The following is a 4462-nucleotide window of genomic DNA, read 5'->3' on the forward strand; positions in this document are numbered from 1 at the left end:
GCTCCGGGAGGGAGCCGCCGGCCGGCGTCGACGTGCTGATCTCAGTCCTCCACGGAGATCGACGTGATCGTGATGTCCTGCACCGGACGGTCGCCGGGACGCGTCGGCGCGGCGGCGATGGCGTCGACGACCCGGCGGCCCGCGTCGTCCGCGACCTTGCCGAAGATCGTGTGCTTGCCGTTGAGCCACGTGGTCGGCGCGACGGAGATGAAGAACTGCGAGCCGTTGGTGCCGCCGACCTTGCCCGTCACCGGGTCCATCCGCTTGCCGGCGTTGGCCATGGCGAGCAGGTAGGGCTCCGAGAAGGTCAGCTCGGGGTGGATCTCGTCGTCGAACTGGTAGCCGGGGCCGCCGCGGCCGGAGCCGAGCGGGTCGCCGCCCTGGATCATGAAGCCGGGGATGACGCGGTGGAAGACGACGTCCTTGTACAGGGGGTCGGTGCGGGGCGCGCCCGTCGACGGGTCGGTCCACTCGATGGCGCCCGTGCTCAGCCCGACGAAGTTCTCGACGGTGCGCGGCGCGTGGTTCTCGTAGAGCTCGACCCGGATGTCACCGGCGGTCGTGTGGATGGTCGCGAACATCTGCCCAGTCTTCCACGGGCCACCGACGCCGCACGGGGCAGCCGTGGACGTCCGGTGAAGAGGGGGCGGACCAGGCACGACGGTGGCAGAGTGAGGGGCCACAACCCACCGTCGTCGAGACCAGTCCGGGAGTGGACATGACCCATCGTCCGAAGATCGACGTGGACACCGAGCGTCTGAAGGTGCAGGCCGCGGGTCTGGGTGCGTCGCTGGCCGACGCCGCAGGTGTCGCGAAGCTCGGCGCCATCGACGCCGCCGCGAAGGCGTCCGACGCGGCGGGCCACGCGAAGGAGTGGACGACCCCGAAGATCGACGCCCTCGCCGAGTGGCTCACGCCGCGCGTCGAGCACCTGTACCGCGAGAGCCTCAGGGCCACGGCGCCGCAGGTCGAGAAGGCCGCGCTCAAGGCGACGCCCGCGATCGACCAGGCGCACGAGAAGATCGTCGCCGAGCTCATCCCGAAGGTCGTCGCCGCCGTCAACGAGGCCGCCGTCAAGGCGGGGGCCGCGACGACGGTCGCCGCGACGGTCGCGGGCAAGCAGTCGAAGAAGGCCGCCAAGGCCGCCGCCGCGGTGGCCGCCAAGGAGGCCGCCAAGGCCGAGAAGAAGGGCTCCGGCGGGAAGAGGTTCCTCCTCGTCGCGGGCCTGCTCGGCGCCGGTGCCGCCGCCTTCGCCTGGGCGCGCTCGCGCTCCACCACCGACCCGTGGGCCGAGCCGTGGGAGCCGGGCGACTCGACGACCGCCGAGTCCCTGCGCACGCGCGCGCAGGCCGCCACGGGCGACGCCGCGGACGCCGTCGGCGAGGCCGCCGGGTCCGCCGTCGCCAAGAGCCGCGAGGCCACCAAGAAGGCCGCCGAGCGCGTCACCGCCGCCACGGAGGACCTGTCCGAGAAGGCCAAGGAGGCCAAGGAGGCCGCGGAGGAGACCGCCCGCAAGGTCACCCGCCGCTCGGCCGCCAAGACGCCGGACCAGACCAAGCCGACCGAGGGCCTGCAGACGGACGTTCCGGCCACGACCGAGGGCCTGCCCGCCGAGACCGCCACGACCGGCGACGCGCCGGACCCGGTCGTCGAGCAGCGGTCGCAGGACGAGCGCGGCACGTCGGGCTCCTGAGCCACCGCGCCTCGACGCAGCACGCACCGGCCCCGGTCCGCACGGACCGGGGCCGGCGTGCGTCGGGGGCGGGGCGGGGGCGGGGCGGCCGCTGAAACCTTTCGGGCGTTCCACCACGCCGGGCGGTCCGGCAGCATCACACCCGGCCCCCGCCCCGGACGACGACGCCGTCGCCCTCGCCGGAGGCATGTGGGAGCGCTCCACCCGCGCTCGCCGTCGTCCTCGTGAAGGGGTACGTCCATGTCTGGTCCCGCACGCGCCGGCCGCCCGCTGTGGGCAGGTGCCGCCGCCGTCGCGCTCGCCGCCGGCGCGGTCACCGTCCCGCTGTCCGCGGCGAGCGCCGCGCCCGCGTACAACTACGCCGAGGCGCTGCAGAAGTCGATGTTCTTCTACCAGGCGCAGCGCTCCGGCGACCTGCCCGACGACTTCCCGGTGTCCTGGCGCGGCGACTCCGGCCTGCGCGACGGCGCCGACGTGGGGGAGGACCTGACCGGCGGCTGGTACGACGCGGGCGACCACGTGAAGTTCGGCCTGCCGATGGCGTTCACGGCCACCATGCTCGCGTGGGGCGCGATCGAGAGCCCGCAGGGGTACACGGCGGCCGGGCAGCTCGACGAGCTGAAGGACAACCTGCGCTGGGTCAACGACTACTTCGTCAAGGCGCACACCGCGCCGAACGAGCTCTACGTGCAGGTGGGCAAGGGCGACGACGACCACAAGTGGTGGGGCCCCGCCGAGGTCATGACCATGGCGCGGCCGGCGTACAAGATCACCGCGTCGTGCCCCGGCTCCGACGTCGCCGCCGAGACCGCCGCGTCGCTCGCGTCGGCGTCCGTGCTGTTCCGCCAGGACGACCCGGCGTACGCGTCGAACCTGCTCACGCACGCGAAGCAGCTCTACTCGTTCGCCGACACGTACCGCGGGAAGTACTCCGACTGCGTCACCGACGCCCAGTCGTTCTACCGGTCGTGGTCCGGCTACCAGGACGAGCTGGTGTGGGGCGCCTACTGGCTCTACGAGGCGACGGGCGACGCGACGTACCTCGCGAAGGCCGAGGCGGAGTACGACAAGCTGAGCAACGAGAACCAGACGACGACCAAGTCGTACAAGTGGACCGTCGCGTGGGACGACAAGTCGTACGCCGCGTACGCGCTGCTGGCCATGGAGACGGGCAAGCAGAAGTACGTCGACGACGCGAACCGCTGGCTCGACTACTGGACCGTGGGCGTCAACGGCGCGCGCGTGAGCTACTCGCCCGGCGGCATGGCCGTGCTCGACTCGTGGGGCGCGCTGCGGTACGCCGCGAACACGTCGTTCGTCGCGCTCGTCTACTCCGACTGGCTCACCGACCCCGTGCGCAAGGCGCGGTACCACGACTTCGGCGTGCGGCAGATCCACTACGCGCTCGGCGACAACCCGCGCAAGTCGTCGTACGTCGTCGGCTTCGGCGCCAACCCGCCGCAGAACCCGCACCACCGCACCGCGCACGGGTCGTGGCTGGACTCGCTCACGCAGCCGGCCGAGACGCGGCACGTGCTGTACGGCGCGCTCGTCGGCGGGCCCGGGTCCGCGAACGACGCGTACACCGACAGCCGGTCCGACTACGTGGCCAACGAGGTCGCGACGGACTACAACGCCGGGTTCACCTCCGCGCTCGCGCGGCTCACCGAGGAGTACGGCGGCACGCCGCTGGCGGGCTTCCCCGTGGCGGAGCGGCCCGACCAGGACGAGATGTTCGTCGAGGCGAAGCTCAACCAGCCGGCCGGCGGGACGTTCACCGAGGTGAAGGCGATCATCCGCAACCGGTCGGCCTTCCCGGCGCGGTCGCTGCGCGACGCGTCGATCCGGTACTGGTTCACGCTCGACGGGTCGGACCCGGCGTCGGGGCTGACCGTCTCGACGAACTACAGCGAGTGCGGCACGCAGACGAACGCGGTGCGGCACGCCGGCGGGAACCTGTACTACGCCGAGCTGCGGTGCGCCGGGCAGGACATCCACCCGGGCGGCCAGTCGCAGCACCGCCGCGAGATCCAGTTCCGCGTCAGCGGGGGAGCGGCGTGGAACGCGGCGAACGACCCCTCGTCCGCGGGCCTGCCCGCCACCGGCGACCCGGTGAAGACGGCGGCGATCACGCTGCACGAGGCGGGACGTCTCGTGTGGGGCACGGTGCCGGACGGGACGTCGACGCCCACGCCGACGCCGACGGCCACCCCGACCGTGACGCCGACGCCCACGGTGACGCCGACGCCGACGGTGACGCCCACGCCGACCGTCACGCCGACGCCGACCGTGACGCCCACGCCCACGACGTCCCCCGGGACCTGCGCGGTCCGGTACTCGGCGAACAGCTGGAGCAGCGGCTTCACGGCCACGGTCCGCCTCACCAACACGGGTTCCGCGCCGCTGACCTGGTCGCTCGCGTTCGACCTGCCCGCCGGCCAGACCCTCCAGCAGGGCTGGTCCGCGACGTGGGCGCAGACCGGCGCACGCGTCACGGCGACCGGCGCCGCGTGGAACACGACCCTCGCCCCGGGTGCGTCCGTGGCGCTCGGCTTCAACGGCGCGCACACCGGCCGGACCTCCGCGCCGACGGCCTTCACGGTCAACGGCACGGCCTGCACCGTGGGCTGAGGGGCACCGACGGGCCCCGGTCCGGCTCGACCACCGAGTCGCCGGGTCGGGGCCGAACCACCACCGCCCGGGCTCATCCCGTGAGCCGCCGGCGGTGCGTGCGTCCGACGCGGGGGCGGTCAGGACGCACGACGAGGG

General features: G+C 73.3%; 3 protein-coding genes. 2 read left to right on the forward strand and 1 reads right to left on the reverse strand.

The annotated features are described in order from the left end of the window. Window positions 1-41 precede the first annotated feature (41 nt). Window positions 42-581 (reverse strand): peptidylprolyl isomerase, encoded by a 540-nt coding sequence (locus ACFUMH_RS18615; protein WP_378209022.1) that lies wholly within the window; start codon window positions 579-581, stop codon window positions 42-44. 137 nt (window positions 582-718) lie between these two features. Here ACFUMH_RS18615 and ACFUMH_RS18620 point away from each other — a divergent pair, with 137 nt between their 5' ends. Both ACFUMH_RS18620 and ACFUMH_RS18625 read left to right on the forward strand, forming a co-directional pair. Further along, window positions 719-1693: a hypothetical protein gene (locus ACFUMH_RS18620; RefSeq protein WP_378209024.1), complete on the forward strand. Its 975-nt coding sequence runs from the start codon at window positions 719-721 to the stop codon at window positions 1691-1693. A gap of 240 nt (window positions 1694-1933) precedes the next feature. Further along, on the forward strand, window positions 1934-4324 hold the full coding sequence (locus ACFUMH_RS18625; protein WP_378209026.1) for a glycoside hydrolase family 9 protein: 2391 nt from the start codon (window positions 1934-1936) through the stop codon (window positions 4322-4324). Window positions 4325-4462 lie beyond the last annotated feature (138 nt).

This window comes from Cellulomonas sp. NPDC057328 (genome assembly GCF_042667215.1).
Taxonomy (GTDB): Bacteria; Actinomycetota; Actinomycetes; order Actinomycetales; family Cellulomonadaceae; genus Cellulomonas.